At 73.2% G+C, this 17,602-nt stretch carries 13 protein-coding genes; 8 read left to right on the top strand and 5 right to left on the bottom strand.

What is annotated here, in order from left to right:
- The 6 genes from IPO09_12475 to IPO09_12450 all read left to right on the top strand — a co-directional run.
- Window positions 1-556: cbb3-type cytochrome c oxidase subunit I (locus tag IPO09_12475; GenBank protein MBK9518146.1), on the top strand; the 556-nt coding region annotated here is incomplete at its 5' end.
- The gene (locus tag IPO09_12470) at window positions 549-1,178 is read left to right on the top strand and encodes a cytochrome c oxidase subunit 3 family protein (protein MBK9518145.1); all 630 of its coding nucleotides are present in this window, start codon (window positions 549-551) and stop codon (window positions 1,176-1,178) included. The genes IPO09_12475 and IPO09_12470, both read left to right, overlap by 8 nt.
- A gap of 15 nt (window positions 1,179-1,193) precedes the next feature.
- Window positions 1,194-1,583, top strand: a complete 390-nt coding sequence (locus IPO09_12465) for a cytochrome C oxidase subunit IV family protein (protein ID MBK9518144.1) — start codon at window positions 1,194-1,196, stop codon at window positions 1,581-1,583.
- A gap of 158 nt (window positions 1,584-1,741) precedes the next feature.
- Entirely contained in the window at window positions 1,742-3,130 is a 1,389-nt protein-coding gene (locus tag IPO09_12460; protein MBK9518143.1) for a sigma-54-dependent Fis family transcriptional regulator, read from the top strand.
- Window positions 3,131-3,208: 78 nt separating this feature from the next.
- Complete coding sequence (locus IPO09_12455) at window positions 3,209-3,397, top strand: hypothetical protein (protein MBK9518142.1); 189 nt, start codon at window positions 3,209-3,211, stop codon at window positions 3,395-3,397.
- 89 nt (window positions 3,398-3,486) lie between these two features.
- Window positions 3,487-3,936 carry a four helix bundle protein gene (locus IPO09_12450; protein ID MBK9518141.1) on the top strand — a complete coding sequence of 150 codons (450 nt, stop codon included), beginning with the start codon at window positions 3,487-3,489 and terminating at the stop codon, window positions 3,934-3,936.
- A gap of 59 nt (window positions 3,937-3,995) precedes the next feature.
- On the opposite strand, the gene IPO09_12445 is transcribed toward IPO09_12450, so the two are convergent.
- From IPO09_12445 to IPO09_12430, 4 genes are all read right to left on the bottom strand, one after another.
- On the bottom strand, window positions 3,996-4,532 hold the full coding sequence (locus IPO09_12445) for a four helix bundle protein (protein ID MBK9518140.1): 537 nt from the start codon (window positions 4,530-4,532) through the stop codon (window positions 3,996-3,998).
- A gap of 709 nt (window positions 4,533-5,241) precedes the next feature.
- The gene (gene ccsB / locus IPO09_12440) at window positions 5,242-6,099 is read right to left on the bottom strand and encodes a c-type cytochrome biogenesis protein CcsB (protein ID MBK9518139.1); all 858 of its coding nucleotides are present in this window, start codon (window positions 6,097-6,099) and stop codon (window positions 5,242-5,244) included.
- 17 nt (window positions 6,100-6,116) lie between these two features.
- Window positions 6,117-7,643 (bottom strand): cytochrome c biogenesis protein ResB, encoded by a 1,527-nt coding sequence (locus tag IPO09_12435; protein MBK9518138.1) that lies wholly within the window; start codon window positions 7,641-7,643, stop codon window positions 6,117-6,119.
- Between the two features lie 419 nt (window positions 7,644-8,062).
- The gene (locus tag IPO09_12430; protein ID MBK9518137.1) at window positions 8,063-9,304 is read right to left on the bottom strand and encodes a hypothetical protein; all 1,242 of its coding nucleotides are present in this window, start codon (window positions 9,302-9,304) and stop codon (window positions 8,063-8,065) included.
- A gap of 312 nt (window positions 9,305-9,616) precedes the next feature.
- Between IPO09_12430 and gltB the strand changes: the two genes are divergently transcribed.
- Together gltB and IPO09_12420 are read left to right on the top strand one after the other, a co-directional pair.
- Window positions 9,617-14,227: a glutamate synthase large subunit gene (gene gltB, locus IPO09_12425; protein ID MBK9518136.1), complete on the top strand. Its 4,611-nt coding sequence runs from the start codon at window positions 9,617-9,619 to the stop codon at window positions 14,225-14,227.
- Between the two features lie 3 nt (window positions 14,228-14,230).
- Window positions 14,231-15,718: a glutamate synthase subunit beta gene (locus IPO09_12420; GenBank protein ID MBK9518135.1), complete on the top strand. Its 1,488-nt coding sequence runs from the start codon at window positions 14,231-14,233 to the stop codon at window positions 15,716-15,718.
- Here IPO09_12420 and nifB read toward each other — a convergent pair.
- A complete protein-coding gene (gene nifB / locus IPO09_12415; protein MBK9518134.1) occupies window positions 15,715-17,250 on the bottom strand; it encodes a nitrogenase cofactor biosynthesis protein NifB in 1,536 nt (511 codons plus the stop codon). The two genes, IPO09_12420 and nifB, sit on opposite strands and share 4 nt — an antisense overlap.
- Window positions 17,251-17,602: the final 352 nt, after the last annotated feature.

The following is a 17,602-nucleotide window of genomic DNA, read 5'->3' as shown; positions in this document are numbered from 1 at the left end:
CGGCATGACCGGGGTGGCGCTGGGCACCGTCTCGCTCGACATCCACTGGCAGGACACCTACTTCGTGGTGGCCCACTTCCACTTCATCATGGTGGGCTCCACCATGATGGCGTTCCTGGCGGCCCTCCACTACTGGTGGCCGAAGCTCACCGGCCGCATGTACAACGAGCGCTGGGGGCTGGTGGCGGCGGTCTTCGTCATCCTCGGCTTCGTCTTCACCTTCCTGCCGCAGTTCCTCCTCGGCAACGAGGGGATGCCGCGCCGCTACTTCAACTATCCGGAGCGCTACTGGGCGCTCAACGTGGCCTCCACCGCCGGGGCCTCGGTGCTGGCCATCGGCTTCACCATCGTGCTGGTCTACATCCTGGTGGCCCTCAGGCACGGCGCGGTGGCCGGGGCCGATCCCTGGGGCTCGCGCGGCTACGAGTGGCAGACCCCCTCGCCCCCGCCGCTGGAGAACTTCGACGTGCTGCCGGCCTTCGAGCGCGGGCCGCACGAGTACCACGACCTGCCGGGCGGGGCGCCCGCGGCCGCGCCGGAGGCCAGCCATGGCTAGCCACGCCGCGCTGGCGCACCACTTCGAGAGCCTGGACAAGCAGTCGCAGGCCGAGCGGCTCGGCATGTGGCTCTTCCTGGCCACCGAGATCCTGCTCTTCACGGCGCTCTTCGCCGCCTACGGGGTCTACCGCTACCTGTACGCCGGCGCCTTCGCCGAGGCCTCGCGCGGGCTCGAGACCTGGATGGGCGGCGTCAACACCTTCGTGCTGGTGACCAGCTCGCTCACGGTGGCGCTGGGCCTGGACGCCGCGGCCCAGGGCAAGGGCCGCAAGACCGCCGCCCTGTTCGCGCTCTCCATCGCCATGGGCCTGGTCTTCATGGCCCTGAAGGCCCTGGAGTACCGGCACCACTTCCTGCACGGCGAGCTGCCGGGCCGCTTCTACACCGGCCACGTCCAGGGCTCCGGCGGCGCGATGTTCTTCGCCCTCTACTTCCTCATCACCGGCCTGCACGCCGTGCACGTGGTCATCGGCATGACCGTGCTGGGGGTCATCGGGGCCAAGTCCTGGCGGGGCGCCTACTCGGCCGAGTACCACACGCCGGTGGAGCTGGCCGGCCTGTACTGGCACCTCGTCGACCTGATCTGGATCTTCGTGTTCCCGCTCATCTACCTCATCTGACGCCTGGAGCCCTCGATGTCCGCGCACCACGCCGCGCCCGGCCAGTCCGCCCACTCCCACGTGCGGCGCTACCTGCTGGTCTGGACGGGGCTCATGATCCTGACCGGCGTCACCTGGGGTCTCTCCAGCTTCCACATCCCGGGTGGGGCCGGGGTGGCGGTGGCCCTCGGCATCGCCTCGGTGAAGGGGGCGCTGGTGGCCCTCTTCTTCATGCACCTGTACGACCAGCGCGGCCCCAACCGGCTGGTGCTGGTGACCTCGCTGGTGTTCGTGGCCCTGCTGGTGGGCCTGACCCTGCTCGACAACTCGACCCGCTTCCCGCTGGCCAACCCGCCGGACTCCGAGACGTCGCCGGCGCAGATCCGCGACGCCATCCTGAACGAGGGACCCGCCAGGGCTCACTGAGACGCCCTGTGGCAGGGCGGCCAACCCCTGGACAGGGGTGGGGCCCGCCCGGGAAACGGCTGCGCCGGGGTGGCGCGGCGCGCAAACCGTGCATGGGGGGCGAGCCGATTCGCGCGGGATCGCGCGGGTATGGCCCTTGCTAAGACCCGTCCCGGGGCATGAACCGCGAACGAATCCTGGTGATCGAGACCGACCCGTCGGCTGGGGCCGCGCTGCGCGTGGCGCTCGGCGACCTGGGCTTCGACGCCGTGGAGGCCAGCTCCTGCGACGGGGCCATGGCCTTGGTGCCGAGCGTGCTGCCCGCGGTGATCCTGGCCGACACCGCGCTGCCGGACTGCGAGGGCCCACTGCTCGCCACCCGCCTGCACGCGCTCGGCTGCGACGCGGCGGTGGTGGTGGTGACCACGCCGGAGCGGCTCGACGCGGCGGTGGCGGCGCTGCGGGCCGGCGCCGACGCCTTCCTGGTGCGGCCCCTCGAGCCCGCCCACGCCGCCGTGGTGCTGCAGAAGGCCGCCGACACCCGGCGCCTCCGGCTCGAGGGCGGGCGCCTGCGGGAGCGGATCCGCGGGCGCCTGACCCTGGTGGGCTCCTCGCCGGAGCTCATCTCGGTGCACGAGGTGGTGCGGCGCGTCGCCCCCACCAAGGCCCCGGTGCTGATCCACGGCGAGGTGGGCAGCGGCAAGGAGCACCTGGCCCAGGTGCTGCACGAGCTCTCGCCGCGGCGAGAGCGGCCCTTCCTCCGGGTGAGCTGCGCCGCCCTGGGCGAGACGCTCCTCGACAGCGTCCTCTTCGGCCACGAGCAGGGGGCCTTCGACGAGGCCGACCACCGCCACGTCGGCGCCTTCGAGCGGGCCAACGGCGGGACGCTCTACCTCGACGAGGTGGAGCGGCTGCCGGGGGCGGTGCAGGTCAAGCTGCTCCGGGTGCTGCAGGAGGGGATCCTGGAGCGGCTGGGCGGGCGCCAGGCCATCCCGGTGGACGTGCGGGTGGTGGCCGGGTCGCGGCACGACCTCGCCGAGGCGGTCCACGCCGGCCACTTCCGCGACGACCTCTACTACCGCCTCAACGTGGTGGCGGTGGCCCTGCCCCCGCTGCGCGAGCGCAAGGCCGACATCCCGGCGCTGGTCTCGCACTTCCTGGACCACCGCGGGCACCCCGCCGCCCGGGCCATCCGCGGCGTCACGCCAGGGGTCCTCTCGGCGCTCTTCGCCTACGGCTGGCCGGGAAACCTGCGGGAGCTGGAGATGGTGGTGCGCGAGGCGGCGCGGCGCTGCAGCGGCGCCGAGCTGGGCGTGGCCGACCTGCCGGGGGTGCTGCACGGTGTGCAGGCCGAGGAGCTGGGCGGCAGCGGGCTCATCCCGGGGGCCACCCTGTTCGAGATCGAGCGGGAGGCCATCCTGCGGACGCTGGAGCAGGTGGGCGGCTCGACCGCCCGGGCCGCCGAGATCCTCGGCGTGTCGGTCCGCAAGATCCAGTACCGCCTGAAGGAGTACAAGGCGGGCCAGACGGGCCGCCGCCGCCCGCCCCCAGAGGTTGCGTTCGGGTGAGGGAGGGGGGCCGCGGGTGCGGCACCGACCTCGACCTCGAGGTTGCGCACTCCCTCTCCCCTCCGGGGAGAGGGCCGGGTGAGGGGGCAGCGCGACGACCTCGACCTCGACCTCGACCTCGACCCCGACCCCGACCCCGACCCCGACCTCGACCTCGACCCCGACCTCGACCCCGACCTCGACCTCGACCTCGACCCCGACCCCGACCCCGACCCCGACCTCGAAGTTGCGCTCTCCCTCTCCCCTCTGGGGAGAGGGCCGGGGTGAGGGGCACCGCGACGACCTCGACGGTGGTCGAGCGGCTGGAGCGGGACGCGCCTGCATTGCAGCCTCCCCCTGCGGGTGAGGAGGCTGCAATGCACACACACTTCGACGCTCCGCTCCAGACGCTCTCTCACGCTCCCGAGGCTGATCTCGCTGCTCCGGTGGCTGATCTCGCTGCTCCGGTGGCTGCTCCAGCTGCTCCAGGTTCAGCTCCAGTCATCCCCTTCCAGCGGCTCGACGCGTACCGGGTGGCGCGGGAGCTGGCGCGGGTGGTCTGCACGGCGGGCATCGCGGACGCGGAGCTGCGCGACCAGGCGACGCGGGCGGCCAAGTCGGCGTTCCTGAACCTGTGCGAGGGGCTGCCCGACGACCGGCCGGGGGTGCGCCGGCGCTCCTTCCGGCAGGCGGACGGCTCGGTGCACGAGGTGGCCGGGGCGCTGGACCTGGCGGCGGCCATCGGGGCGCTCGACGAGGAGGTGGCCCGGCAGGGCATCGCCCTGGCCGCCCGGGCGCGGGCGCTGCTGCGCGGGCTGCTGCGGTGAGAGGAGGCCGGGGGACCCGAGGCGGCTGCCCTCGGCTCCCGCCGTCCGCCACCGACGGGCTACCGGATGAGCCCGGTGAGCAGGGCAACCAGCCGGTGGGCCACCTGGTTCACCCGGGCCGCCGCGGCCGGGGAGGCGTCCCCGCAGGAGGCCGCGATCTCAACCGCCGCCGCGGCCTCGCCAGCCTCGGCGCGAGCGATGGCGAAGGAGCGGGCCTTGTCCGGGCGCGAGACCCGGCCTGCGCCCTCGGCCGAGTTGAGGCACGCCGACTTGGCCGAGCGCAGCGCCTCGTCGCGCAGCTTGGGGTCGCGCACCTGGGCCGCACGGACCGCCGCAAGCAGCTCCAGCGCCACGCCGTAGGCGATGAGTCGGTGGTGGGGGAGGGAGACCTCGCCCGCGCCGAGCGGAGAGGAGGAGGGACCCCCGGGACCCGAGGATGGAGAGGAGGAACTCCTGGGAACCGAGGATGGAGAGGAGGAACTCCTGGGAACCGAGGCAGTGGAGGAGGAACCCGCGGGACCCGAGGCCGGAGAAGAGGTGAACCCCCTGGGAACCGTTGCCGTGTGATCAGCGAAGAGCGAGTGGTGGTCGTTCATGTCGCGCTCCTTTCACCCCGAGCAGGAGCGCGACATGAACGACGGCACCCATGAGCCCGAGCCCACCCGGCGCGCCCCAGGAGTTCGCCGCACGCGCAGTGACGGGCGCAGCCCGGCGCGAGCGTGCCAGTGCGAGCAGCAGCGACGAGTGGGCGCCCGGACCCGAGGCGGCCCCCTCACCCCGGCCCTCTCCCCCAGCAAGCTGGGGGAGAGGGTGAGCAACCAGCTCGACCCCGACCCCGACCCCGACCGCGACCCCGACCGCGACCCCGACCCCGACCCCGACCCCGACCCCGACCCCGACCCCGACCCCGACCCCGACCCCGACCCCGACCCCGACCCCGACCCCGACCCCGACCGCGACCCCGACCCCGACCCCGACCCCGACCCCGACCCCGACCCCGACCCCGACCCCGACCCCGACCCCGACCCCGACCGCGACCGCGACCCCGACCGCGACCCCGACCGCGACCGCGACCGCGACCGCGACCCCGACCCCGACCGCGACCCCGACCCCGACCCCGACCCCGACCCCGACCCCGACCCCGACCCCGACCCCGACCCCGGGCGGCCCCCTCACCCCGGCCCTCTCCCCACGGTGTGGGGGAGAGGGAGGGCAGACCATCCGACCCCGACCCCCCGAAACGCCAGCGGCCGCCCCCCGGGAGGAGGACGGCCGCCGCGACCAGCGCCGAGAACCGGGTCCGGCCTACTGCGTGTACACGTGCGCGCTCTCCTCGGCCGTGGGCAGGAGCCCCATGCCCAGGTAGGTGAACATGACCACCGCGAACCCGATGATGGCCAGCCAGGCCGCCTTGTCGCCGCGCCAGCCGCGCACCTTGCGCAGGTGCAGGTAGGCCCCGTAGACCAGCCAGGTCACCAGCGACCAGTTCTCCTTCGGGTCCCACACCCAGAAGTCGCCCCAGGCGCTCTTGGCCCACACCGAGCCCACCAGCAGGCCCAGGGTGAGCAGGATGAAGCCGAAGCGGACCGCGTCGTAGGTGATCTTGTCGAGGTCGAGCGGCGCCCCGGAGAGGACCGAGCCGGCCTTCATGGAGACCATGCGCTCCACGAAGGGGACGCGCGAGGCCAGCAGCTGGATGATGGCCACGCCGGTGGCGAAGGCCACCGCGCCGTAGCCGATGAAGTAAACCACCACGTGCGGCACGAACCAGGCGGACTGGAGCGCCGGGGGCAGCTTGACGATCTCGGCGTCCCACTTGGCCAGGGCGTAGACCATGCAGCCCAGGCTCATCAGCGCCGCGATGGCCCCGAAGACCTTGGTGCGGTAGAGCCGCTCCATCACCACGTAGACCACGCCGCAGGTGAAGGCGAAGAAGACCAGCGACTCGAAGAGCGACTTGAACGGCGCCCGGCCCGCCTCCAGGTAGCGCCCCAGGATGAGGGCGGCGTTGAGGGCCAGGGCGGCGATCATGAGCGCCGTGCCGGCCTGCCCGACGCGGGCGCGGGCCGACTTCCAGGCCGCCGCGTAGGCCGCCATGGCGGCGGCGTAGAGCAGGCTGGTGAAGGCGAAGAAGGGGTGCTCGACCAGGACGTACTGGAGCATGTGGTGGGTCCTCCTCGCTAGGATGCCGCGCCGGCGCCGGGGGCGCCCGGCCTGACGATGCCGCCGCCGCGGAGCTTGGGCTCGACGTAGAACAGGTAGGCCACGCCGACGCAGATGAGCGTGAAGCCCAGGAACACCCAGGACACGCCCGGATCGTAGACCGCCTCGAGCCCGGAGTAGTTGGGCTCGTCGGGGTTGAAGTTGACCTGGTAGAGCGTCCACCCGCCGAAGGTGTACGGGTCGTTCACCGAGATGACGGCCCGCTCCATGGTGGTGCCCTGGGTGGCGGTGACGTGGGAGAGGAAGGCCTTGACCTCCTTGTCCCGCTTCTCGAAGACCAGCGCCGCGTCCTGGCCGCCCAGGAAGACCCCGCGCGGCTGCAGCGCCCGCACCAGGTGCTCCTGGAGGTGGCCGCCCACGTTGGTCTCGAGCACCGCCACCGGGTTCTTCCACTCGGCCGAGCGGGTGGAGAAGGCCTCGCTCCGGGCGGCGCTCGGCAGGAGCTGCCCGAGCCGCACCACCCCGCCGGCCAGCTCCTGCCCCTCGGAGAGCGGCAGGCTGAGCTCGCCGTCGGCGGTGTACATCCAGACCTTGCGCTCGGCGCCCGACACCAGGAAGGCGGTGAGCGCGCCGGGCGGCGGCGCGGGCCGCTCCCAGCCGAACACCACCGCCACCTGGCCGTCGGGCGAGGCCAGCGACTCGCCCGCCAGGAGCCAGCGCGTCTGGCCGCCCAGGGTGGCCTGCAGCGCCGGGACGCCGCCGGTGGCCACGGGGGCCACCGTGGCGGTGGTGGCGAAGTCGGGGTAGACCGCCTTGAGCCGATAGGAGTCGCCGCGCGGCAGGCGGTGCTTCCCGAGGTCCGGGTCGAAGCTGGTCTTGAGCTTGAAGTCCTCCAGCGCCACGCCGTCCCGCACCACCCGCACCTTCTCGTAGTAGCCGATGCGGTACTCGGTCTCGTAGTTGACCAGGTCGAACTGGTCGAGCTTGAGCTCGAAGCCCAGCGGCGCCACCTCGCCGGAGGGGACGCCGCCCCGGGTGACGCGCACCGAGGTGGCCACGTCGCCGCCGGCCATCAGGTCGATGCGGCCGCGCACCGAGAGGACCGAGGAGGCCGCCGCGCCGGCGCCCGACAGCAGCAGGCCGACGTGGGCGATGAAGAAGCCGGCCCGCTTCCAGGAGAGCGGCAGCCGCAGCGACGCCGAGGACAGGATGGCCGCGCCGAAGAGGGCGGTCAGCCCGGCGAAGGGCAGGCCGTGGAAGATGTCGTCGAAGCGCAGCAGGATGATGATGGGCCCGAAGGCGCCGTAGCGCTGCCGGTAGAGCTCGTGCGGCTTGCCCTGCAGCACCAGCGTGCCGATGACCGCGAAGATGGCCAGGGCGATGAGCAAGGTGGAGGTGAAGCGGAAGCCGGCCAGGGTGGAGCGGAGGCGGCCCGGCACCACGAAGGAGAGCCCCAGCACCACCAGGCTGGCGATGCCGGTGGCGGCCACCAGCGTGAGCGGTCCGGGCGGCACCCAGATCTGCAGCACGGCGCCCAGGACCATGGCGCCGACCACCAGCAGGGCCGTCAGCTGGGCCTCGCGCTCGGCGGCCGTGCCGGCCGCCCGCGCCTCGCCGGTGGATGAGTCGACGTTGCTCACGTTCACCTCCGTGCCGGCCCCACGAGCAAGGGATATGCCCCGCTGCTCCCGGTGGAAACCGTTGATTTCACTGCCTGGACCGACCCTGCTCCGCCACGCCGCGGCGCAGGAAGCGGCTGCCCCGTATGGCGCAGCGCAAACGCTGCACCCGCCTACATCTCCCGGACTCCCGTCGCCGAAGGCCGCCGAACATGGCACAACCCGCGCGGCACCGGAAGAGGAACGGCGACCGTGGCGGGCGCATTCTCCGGGCCCGAGACGTTCGGGCCGGTCGCCCCTGGAGGCGACCGGCCCGGTGTTCACCGTGGGTATGCTCGGCCCGCTCAGGCGCCGGCGGGAGGGTCCGTGTCGGAGGGGTCGACGGGCGGCGCCTCGCACGCGGGCGGCTCGCCGCCGGGGCCGGCCGGCTCGCCCTGGGTGCCCTGCTCGGCGCCCGGACCGACCGAGGCCGGCGGCGGCTCCTCGCCCGTGAAGCCGGTGCAGCTGCCGGCCCAGGTGGCGCCGGCCGGCTCGACCACGGCCGGGTCGGTGGCCAGGCAGGCCGCCGCGCCCAGGCCGCGGGTGCACAGGCGCCACTCCTTCACCCGCAGCGCGCCGCCGGGGCCCCAGCAGCCGCGCCCCAGCCAGTACTGGGCCGCGCCGCCCGGGGTGGCCGGCAGGTCGCCGTGCACGTTGCCGGCGGCGTCGGTCCAGTTGGCCACCACCAGGTAGCCGCGGCCGCCCAGGCCGGCCTGCCAGCCGAGATGCGCCAGCACCACCTCGCGCGGGAAGGCGGCGTTGTCGCCGGCCAGCGCGTCGGCGAAGGTCGCCACGCGGACGCGGGTCAGGCCGGCGGCGGAGCGGTGGCCGACGAAGCCGGCGGTGACGGGCGGCTGCGTCGAGGCGTCCGGGGTGAAGCCCACCAGCCGGTAGGCCACCGACTTGGCCTGCCCGAGGTGCCCGAACCCGGCCAGCAGCCAGCCCTGCCCGGTGTAGCCGGGCGCGGCGGTCCGCAGGTTGGTGAGGTTGAAGGCGGCGCGCCCGCGCCCGCGGTGGGCGTCGCCGTTGCGGTGCAGCCAGCCGGCCAGCACGGGCTGGAAGTCCTCGGGCAGGGTGGAGGCGGTGGGCCGCGCCTGCAGGGTCCAGGACCAGGTGTCGGCCACGTGGCGGCGGATGGTGAGGCGCAGGCTGGCCTCGGCGGTGCAGGCGCCGGCCAGGTCGCGCTGCACGCAGCGGACGGCCGGCCCGTAGACCTTCACGTCGCCGGGGACCTGGACCGGGTCGAGGCGGGCCACCTCGGCCACCTGCTCGAGCACCCGGCGCACCTCGGCGTTGAGCGCCTGGAGCGCCTGGCGGGCGTCGCCGAGCTCGTCGGCCGCGGCGGGGGCGGCGGCCTCGGCCAGGGCGGCGGTGCGGGCGGTGGGGGCCGGCGCGGCGGCCAGCCCCTCGGCCTCGCCGCCGGCCAGCTCGAGGGAGAGGCCGTCCAGGTCGGGCGTGGCGTCGGCGAAGTCGTCGGCGCGCTGGCCGCAGGCGGACAGGACCAGCGCGAGCGCGGCGGCCGTGAGCAGGGAAGGGCGGATGGTCATGGGAGGCTCCGGGTGGTGGTGAGGGCGGTCGTCGTCGACCACGCCCCCTCCAACCCGGGCCGGACGCGGCGGTTGCGGGCGCGCCGCCCCTGACCGAACCCGCGGCACCTGCCCGCCGTCCGGGCAGGCGCCGGAGATGAAAAAATGCTGGTGCCAGGACCCCTTGACGCACTTTCGCCGGATCGGTCACACTCCGCGGTCCACGTTCCTACCACCTGCCGTGAGCTTTCCCCCGACATGCCAGTCACGCGAGCGAACCGGCGGACGGCGCTGGGCGTGCCGGGCGCATTTCCTCGAGAGGGCTTGGAAGCGATGACCGAGACCGGGTACCCGTCGAAGCAGGGCCTCTACGATCCGCACAACGAGAAGGACGCCTGCGGCTTCGGCTTCGTGGTGGACATCCAGGGCCGCGCCTCCCACGACATCGTGGAGAAGGCGCTCACCGTGCTCATGAACCTGGAGCACCGCGGCGCGGTGGGGGCCGAGAAGAACACCGGCGACGGCGCCGGCATCCTGCTGCAGGTGCCGCACGGCTTCCTGCGCGAGCGCTGCGGCAAGCTGGGCTTCGCCCTGCCGGGCGCCGGCCAGTACGGCGTGGGCATGGTCTTCTTGCCGCCCTCGGCCGAGGGCCGGGCCGCCTGCGAGCGCATCTTCGACGAGACCATCCGCGCCGAGGGGCAGTTCGTGCTGGGCTGGCGCGACGTGCCGACCGACAACGCCGGGCTGGGCCCGTCGGCGCGCGCCTCGCAGCCGGTCATCCGCCAGGTCTTCGTGGGGCGCGGCGAGGGCGTCCCCGGCCTGGCCGCCTTCGAGCGCAAGCTCTACGTCATCCGCCGCCTGGTGGAGAAGAAGGTGTCGCGCTCGGCCATCCCGGGCCGCACCCACTTCTACGTCCCCAGCCTCAGCCACAAGACGGTGGTCTACAAGGGGATGCTCAACGCGCCCCAGCTGCGCGAGTTCTACCCGGACCTGCAGGACCAGGCGGTGGTCTCGGCGCTCGGCATGGTCCACTCGCGCTTCTCGACCAACACCTTCCCCTCCTGGTCGCGCGCCCACCCGTACCGCTACATCTCGCACAACGGCGAGATCAACACGCTGCGCGGCAACATCAACTGGATGCACGCCCGCCAGTCGATGATGCGGTCCGGCCTCTTCGGCGAGGACCTGCAGAAGATCCTCACGGTGGTGGACACCGACGGCTCCGACTCGGGCATGTTCGACAACGTCCTCGAGCTGCTCACCCTGGCCGGCCGAGAGCTGCCCCACGCCATGATGATGATGGTGCCGGAGCCGTGGAGCCGCGACGAGGCGATGAGCGAGGAGCGCAAGGCCTTCTACGAGTTCCACTCCTGCCTGATGGAGCCCTGGGACGGCCCGGCCTCCATCGCCTTCACCGACGGCGTGCGCATCGGCGCCACCCTGGACCGCAACGGCCTGCGCCCCTCGCGCTACTACGTCACCAGGGACGACCTGGTGGTGATGGCGTCCGAGGTGGGCGTGCTCGACATCCCGCCGGAGCAGATCGTGAGGAAGGGGCGGCTGCAGCCCGGCCGCATGTTCCTGGTGGACACCTCGCAGAAGCGCATCGTCCCGGACGAGGAGCTCAAGGAGCGCATCGCCCGCGAGAAGCCCTACGCCGAGTGGCTGGAGGAGTACATGGTCCGGCTGGACCAGCTCCCCAAGCCGCCCCGGGTCATCGAGCCGGACCACGAGACGGTGCTGCGCCGCCAGGAGGTCTTCGGCTACACCTCCGAGGACGTCAAGATCCTCATCACCCCCATGGCCACCGAGGGCACCGAGCCCATCGGCTCGATGGGCACCGACACGCCGCTGGCGGTGCTCTCGGAGAAGCCGCAGCTCCTCTTCAGCTACTTCAAGCAGCTCTTCGCCCAGGTGACCAACCCGCCGGTGGACGCCATCCGCGAGGAGCTCATCATGGCGGTGGAGACCGCCGTGGGGCCGGAGGGCAACCTGCTGGAGCCCGGGCCGGACTGCGCCCGCCAGCTGGCCCTGCCGTCGCCGGTGGTCCGCAACGAGGAGCTGGAGAAGATCCGCGCCCTCGACGGCGGCCAGGCCGCCAAGGGGCTCAAGGCCATCACCCTGCCGACCCTCTTCAAGGCCGCGGCCGGCGGCGCCGGCCTGCGCAAGGCGCTGGAGGACCTGCGCTGGAAGGTCTCGGAGTGCATCCACGAGGGGTACAACATCATCATCCTCTCGGACCGCGGCCACGACGCCGAGGACGCCCCCATCCCCTCGCTGCTGGCGGTGTCGGCGGTGCAGCACCACCTCATCCGCGAGGGCACCCGCACCCGCTGCGGCCTGGTGCTGGAGTCCGGCGAGCCTCGCGAGGTGCACCACTTCGCGCTCCTGACCGGCTACGGCGCCAGCGCCATCAACCCCTACCTGGTCTTCGAGACCATCCACGACCAGGTCAAGCTGGGGATGATCCCGGGGACGGCCTACGAGGCCGAGAAGAACTACGCCAAGGCGGTCTCCAAGGGCATCGTCAAGGTCATCTCCAAGATGGGCATCTCGACCATCCAGAGCTACCACGGCGCCCAGGTCTTCGAGGCCATCGGCCTGAACCAGGACTTCATCGACGAGTACTTCACCTGGACCGCCACCCGGGTGGGCGGGGTGGGCATCGACGTGGTGGCCAAGGAGGCGCGGCTGCGCCACGAGCGCGGCTTCCCGCCCAAGCGCCCCATCGTGCACCGCAGCCTGCCGGCCGGCGGCCAGTACCAGTACCGCCAGGGCGGCGAGCACCACCTCTTCAACCCCGAGACGGTGCACCGGCTGCAGCTGGCGACCCGCACCGGCGACTACAAGGCCTTCAAGGACTACACGGCGCTCATCGACAACCAGTCGAAGAACCTGTGCACCATCCGCGGCCTGATGGACCTGAAGCCCGGCACCCGGGCGGTGCCCATCGACGAGGTCGAGCCGGTGGAGGCGGTCATGCGCCGCTTCAAGACCGGCGCCATGAGCTACGGCTCCATCTCCAAGGAGGCCCACGAGGCGCTGGCCGTGGCCATGAACCGCATCGGGGGCAAGTCCAACACCGGCGAGGGCGGCGAGGACCCGGCCCGCTACGTCAAGGAGGCCAACGGCGACTCCAAGAACTCGGCCATCAAGCAGGTGGCCTCGGGCCGCTTCGGCGTCACCTCGAACTACCTGGTCAACGCCCGCGAGCTGCAGATCAAGATGGCCCAGGGCGCCAAGCCGGGCGAGGGCGGCCAGCTGCCCGGCTCCAAGGTCTACCCCTGGATCGCCAGGACCCGGCACGCCACCCCCGGGGTCGGGCTGATCTCGCCGCCGCCGCACCACGACATCTACTCCATCGAGGACCTGGCCCAGCTCATCCACGACCTGAAGAACGCCAACCACAAGGCGCGGGTCTCGGTGAAGCTGGTGGCCGAGGTGGGGGTGGGCACCATCGCCGCCGGGGTGGCCAAGGCCCACGCCGACGTGGTGCTCATCTCGGGCTACGACGGCGGCACCGGCGCCTCGCCGCTCACCTCCATCAAGCACGCCGGCATCCCCTGGGAGCTGGGCCTGGCCGAGGCCCACCAGGTGCTGGTGATGAACGACCTGCGCAGCCGGATCACCGTGGAGGTGGACGGCCAGCTCAAGACCGGCCGCGACGTGGTCATCGGCGCGCTGCTGGGCGCCGAGGAGTTCGGCTTCGCCACCGGGCCGCTGGTGGTGCTGGGCTGCATCATGATGCGGGCCTGCCACCTCAACACCTGCCCGGTGGGCGTGGCCACCCAGGACCCCGCGCTGCGCGCCAAGTTCACCGGCGACCCGGCCCACGTGGTCAACTTCATGCGCTTCATCGCCCAGGAGGTCCGCGAGTACATGGCCGAGCTGGGCTTCCGCACCGTCGACGAGATGGTGGGCCGCTCGGAGCGCCTGGAGATGCGCCGGGCGGTGGACCACTGGAAGGCCCGCAACCTGGACTTCTCCCGCATCCTCTTCAAGCCCACCGTGCCGCGCCACTACGGCCGCACCAGCTCCATCCCGCAGGACCACGGCATCGAGCGCAGCCTGGACGTCACCACGCTCCTGCCGCTGGCCATGCCGGCGCTGGAGCGGGGCGAGCGGGTGGACGCCACCCTGCCCATCCGCAACACCAACCGGGTGGTGGGCACCATGACCGGCTCGGAGCTGACGCGCCGGCACGGCCCGGACGGCCTGCCGCCCGGCACCATCACCTTCCGCTTCCAGGGCTCGGCCGGCCAGTCCTTCGGGGCCTTCCTGCCGCGCGGCATCACGCTCACGCTGGAGGGCGACGCCAACGACTACATCGGCAAGGGGCTCTCGGGCGGCACGCTGGCGGTCTTCCCGCCGCGCCAGGCGGCCTTCGTGGCCGAGGACAACGTGCTGGTCGGCAACGTGGCCCTCTACGGGGCCACCGGCGGCGAGGCCTTCATCCGCGGCGTGGCCGGCGAGCGCTTCGCGGTGCGCAACTCGGGCGCCACCGCGGTGGTCGAGGGCGTCGGCGACCACGGCTGCGAGTACATGACCGGTGGCCGGGTGGTGGTGCTGGGCCGCACCGGGCGCAACTTCGCGGCCGGCATGTCGGGCGGCGTGGCCTACGTGCTGGACGCCGACGGCAGCTTCGCCCAGCGCTGCAACGGGCAGATGGTGGGGCTCACCCCGGTGGTCGAGCCGGAGGAGCTCGGGCTGGTGAAGGGGCTGGTGGAGCGGCACGTCGAGCTGACCGGCAGCGCCCTGGGGCGCCGCCTGCTGGAGGGCTGGAAGGAGCAGGCGGCCCGCCTGGTCAAGGTGCTGCCGCACGACTACCGCCGCATGCTGGAGGCCCAGCGACAGTTCCGGGCCAAGGGGCTGACGCAGGACCAGGCCGAGCTGGCCGCCTTCGAGGCCAACGCACACGACGTGGCGCGGGTGGGTGGGAACTAGCACATGGGCAAGCCGACCGGATTCATGGAGTACCAGCGCGCCGCCAAGCTCGACCGGCCGCCGCTGGAGCGCATCAAGGACTGGAGCGAGGCCCACCCGCCCTACCTGGAGCAGGTGCTCCGGGAGCAGGGGGCGCGCTGCATGGACTGCGGCATCCCCTACTGCCACACCGGCAAGCTCATCGCCGGCATGGCCTCCGGGTGCCCCATCAACAACCTCATCCCGGAGTGGAACGACCTCGTCTACCGCGGCCAGTGGAAGGAGGCCTACATCCGGCTGGCCAAGACCAACAACTTCGCCGAGTTCACCGGGCGGGTCTGCCCGGCGCCCTGCGAGGGCAGCTGCACCTGCGGGCTCAACGGCCTGCCGGTGACCATCAAGACCATCGAGGCCACCATCGTCGACCGGGCCTTCGAGGAGGGCTGGGTGGTGGCCGAGCCGCCGCCCATCCGCACCGGCAAGCGCGTGGCGGTGGTGGGCTCCGGGCCGTCCGGCCTGGCCTGCGCCTCGCAGCTCAACAAGGCGGGGCACGCCGTCACCGTCTTCGAGCGGGCCGACCGGATCGGCGGGCTGCTCATGTACGGCATCCCCAACATGAAGCTCGACAAGGGCGTGGTGGAGCGCCGGGTCAAGCTGCTGGCCGACGAGGGCATCCGCTTCGTCACCGGCACCGAGATCGGCACCCACATCCCGGCCGAGCGGCTCGCCAAGGACTACGACGCCGTGGTGCTGGCGGGCGGGGCCACCGCGGCGCGCGACCTGCCGGTGGAGGGGCGCCAGCTGGAGGGCATCCACCTGGCCATGGAGTTCCTGCACCGCAACACCAAGAGCCTGCTCGACAGCGCGCTGGCCGACGGGAGGTTCCTCTCGGCCAAGGGCCGGCGGGTGGTGGTCATCGGGGGCGGCGACACCGGCACCGACTGCGTGGGCACCTCCATCCGCCACGGCGCCACCAGCGTGACCCAGCTCGAGATCCTGCCGCGCCCGCCCGAGTCCCGGGCGGCCGACAACCCGTGGCCGCAGTGGCCCAAGGTCTACAAGATGGACTACGGGCAGGAGGAGGCCGCCGCGCTCTGGGGCAGCGACCCCCGCGTCTACCAGGTGCTCACCAAGAAGTTCGTGGGCGACGAGCAGGGCCGGGTCAAGGAGCTGCACCTGGTCTCGGTGGAGTGGACCAAGGGGGCCGACGGCCGCTTCGGGCCCAAGGAGGTGCCGGGGTCGGAGCGGGTCGTCCCGGCCGACCTGGTGCTGCTGGCCATGGGGTTCACGGGGCCCGAGAAGACCGTGCCCGGCCAGCTGGGCTGCAAGCTCGACGACCGCGGCAACGTCTGGACCGACGAGGAGAAGATGACCAGCGTGCCGGGCGTCTTCGCGGCCGGGGACATGGCCCGCGGCCAGTCGCTGGTGGTCTGGGCCATCCGCGAGGGGCGGCTGGCGGCCCAGGCGGTGGACCGGTACCTCTCCTACGGGGAGACGGTGCTGCCTCCCTAGAGGACGCCGACGGCGCCGGCCCTGGTCGGGACGGGCGCCGGGCGCGGGGCGGGCGCCGGCACCTCGCCGCGCGCCACCCGGCCCGCGAAGCCGGCGAACCAGGCCAGCGCCGCCGCCTCGATGGGCTGGTGGGCCTGGTCCTCCACCGGCTCGATGCCGGCGGCGGCCAGCTGACCCTTGGGGCAGTGGCCCACCTTGGCCACCAGCACCGCCTGGCAGTCGGCCAGGACGCGCAGCGAGGCGGCCAGGGCGTCCTCCTCCTCCTCGCCGCCGCGGCAGGTGCGCTCCACGGCGCGCCGCCCGAGCAGGCGGGCGCCGGCGCGGTCCACCTCGAAGACCAGGAACTCGGTGGCGTGGCCGAAGTGCTGGTTCACCAGCCCCTCCCCCTTGGTGGCCACCGCCACCCGGGCCGAGAGGCCGGCGTCCAGGTGGGCCACCTCCCGCAGCGCCTCGCGCCGCGCCGCGTCCAGCGCCTCGCGCCGCCGCTCCACCGCCGCCCGGTGGGCCGCCCGGACCTCCGAGGCGTCCTGGGCCGGCTCGGGCGGCAGCGAGGCCAGCGTGAACTCGCGGTTGCGGTCCTCGCCGAGCAGCCCCACCGCGTCGGCGCGGCACTGCCGGCAGTGGCGCATCAGCTTCACGTCGGTCTCGCAGGCGCGCTGCACGGCCTCCAGCTCCGCGGCGCTCGGCCCGCGCTGCCCGGAGAGGCCGTAGTGGGTGCCGTGCTCCGGGGCCGAGATGAGCGGCATGACGTTGTGCAGGAAGACCCCCAGGCCGCGCAGCCGCCGGCCCACCTCCGGGAGGTGCAGGTCGTTGACGCCGGGGATGACCACCGAGTTGACCTTGACCAGCACGCCGCGGGCGGTGAGCCCCTCGATCCCCTCGAGCTGCCGCTCCGAGAGGAGCCGGGCGGCGTCCCGGCCCATGACCCGCTTGCCCCGCCACAGGGCCCACGGGTAGATGCGCTCGCCGACCTCCGGGTCCACCATGTTGACGGTGACGGTGACGTGGCCCACCCCCAGGGCGGCCAGCCGCTCGACGTGGTCCGGCAGGGCCAGCCCGTTGGTGGAGAGGCACAGGGTCAGGTCGGGCAGCTCGCGCGAGACCCGCTCCAGCACCTCGAAGGTCGGGGCGGGGTTGGCCAGCGGGTCGCCCGGCCCGGCGATGCCGACCACCGAGAGCTGCGGCACCGCGGCGGCCACCGCCCTGATCTTCAGGAGGGCCTGGTCCGGGGTGAGGCGCTCCGAGACCACCCCGGGGCGGCTCTCGTTGGCGCAGTCGAACTTCCGGTTGCAGTAGTGGCACTGCAGGTTGCAGGCCGGGGCCACCGCCACGTGCATGCGGGCGAAGTGGTGGTGGGCCTCCTGGCTGTAGCAGGGGTGGTTCTTCACCCGCTCGGCCACGTCGGAGGGGAGCGGCCGCGGCGGGGGCGCCGCCTCGCCGCAGCCGCCGGCGAAGGTGCAGTTGGCGGCCGGGGTGGCGGACCGGCCCCGCGGCGAGGCGACGGCGTCCAGGACCGGCAGGCGTGGCTTCATGGTGCGTCCCCGCGGCAGGCGGTGAGGGGTGGTGGCGCGGATCCCCTGCTGCACCGGGCGTTCCAGCCGGCCTCCTCGTCCCACGGGCCTCCGGGCGGCCTGCGGGCGCCCGCCCGGGGCCGGCCGTCCAGGCCAGTGTCGGGTCCCGTCCCTTTCCCTGTCGGGAGCCGGCCCCAGGCCTGTCGGGATCCACCCCGGCCAGTGTCGGCTTCCGCACAGCGCCGGCGGGGCCGGAGCCGCCCTGGGCGGCGTCAACGTCCGCTCCAGGCCGGAATGCGCGCCAGGCTTCACTTCCGCGCCGCCGGCCCCGGTTGGCGCGCCCTTCGCAATGGTGCCTCCCGTCGGTCCGAAG

The organism is Anaeromyxobacter sp. (assembly GCA_016718565.1).
In the GTDB taxonomy this organism is placed as follows: domain Bacteria; phylum Myxococcota; class Myxococcia; order Myxococcales; family Anaeromyxobacteraceae; genus JADKCZ01.
Note: the sequence above shows the minus strand (reverse complement) of the source record. Positions and strands in the feature narration are given on the sequence as shown.

What these genes read in the sequence shown, in the direction of transcription:
- IPO09_12465 (MBK9518144.1), top strand. Translation starts at nt 1,194, where the DNA reads ATGTCCGCGCACCACGCCGCGCCCGGCCAGTCCGCCCACTCCCACGTG.
- IPO09_12420 (MBK9518135.1), top strand. Translation starts at nt 14,231, where the DNA reads ATGGGCAAGCCGACCGGATTCATGGAGTACCAGCGCGCCGCCAAGCTC.
- IPO09_12450 (MBK9518141.1), top strand. Translation starts at nt 3,487, where the DNA reads ATGCACACACACTTCGACGCTCCGCTCCAGACGCTCTCTCACGCTCCC.
- IPO09_12430 (MBK9518137.1), bottom strand. Translation starts at nt 9,304, where the DNA reads ATGACCATCCGCCCTTCCCTGCTCACGGCCGCCGCGCTCGCGCTGGTC.
- gltB (MBK9518136.1), top strand. Translation starts at nt 9,617, where the DNA reads ATGACCGAGACCGGGTACCCGTCGAAGCAGGGCCTCTACGATCCGCAC.
- ccsB (MBK9518139.1), bottom strand. Translation starts at nt 6,099, where the DNA reads ATGCTCCAGTACGTCCTGGTCGAGCACCCCTTCTTCGCCTTCACCAGC.
- IPO09_12460 (MBK9518143.1), top strand. Translation starts at nt 1,742, where the DNA reads ATGAACCGCGAACGAATCCTGGTGATCGAGACCGACCCGTCGGCTGGG.
- IPO09_12435 (MBK9518138.1), bottom strand. Translation starts at nt 7,643, where the DNA reads ATGGTCCTGGGCGCCGTGCTGCAGATCTGGGTGCCGCCCGGACCGCTC.
- IPO09_12445 (MBK9518140.1), bottom strand. Translation starts at nt 4,532, where the DNA reads ATGAACGACCACCACTCGCTCTTCGCTGATCACACGGCAACGGTTCCC.
- nifB (MBK9518134.1), bottom strand. Translation starts at nt 17,250, where the DNA reads ATGAAGCCACGCCTGCCGGTCCTGGACGCCGTCGCCTCGCCGCGGGGC.
- IPO09_12470 (MBK9518145.1), top strand. Translation starts at nt 549, where the DNA reads ATGGCTAGCCACGCCGCGCTGGCGCACCACTTCGAGAGCCTGGACAAG.